Origin of the sequence: Streptomyces sp. P17, assembly GCF_032436805.1 — a bacterium.
Classification (GTDB): Bacteria; Actinomycetota; Actinomycetes; order Streptomycetales; family Streptomycetaceae; genus Streptomyces.
Genome location: NZ_JAVRBF010001187.1, coordinates 1 through 253 on the forward strand (window position 1 = coordinate 1; position 253 = coordinate 253).

Below are 253 nucleotides of genomic sequence, written 5' to 3' on the forward strand. Positions count from 1 at the left end.
CTGATCCTGGTGGCGACCCGGGCGCTGGAGAACTCGCGGCTGAAGCGCGAGGTGCGGGAGCTCAAGCAGCTGGCGCCGGTTTCCGGCTCGCTGGTCGGCCACTCGCCATGCATGAACCAGCTGCGCCAGACCATCGAGCGCGCCGCGAAGGCGAACAGCCGCATCATGATCGTCGGCCCCTCCGGCGCCGGCAAGGAGCTCGCCGCCCGCACGCTGCACGTACTGTCGGCGCGCGCGCAGGGGCCTTTCGTGG

1 protein-coding gene is annotated in these 253 nt (G+C 71.5%); it reads left to right on the forward strand.

Annotation, left to right across the window (positions count from 1 at the left end; genetic code table 11):
• Positions 1-253: sigma 54-interacting transcriptional regulator (locus tag RMT89_RS44370; RefSeq protein WP_315889424.1), on the forward strand; the 253-nt coding region annotated here is incomplete at both ends.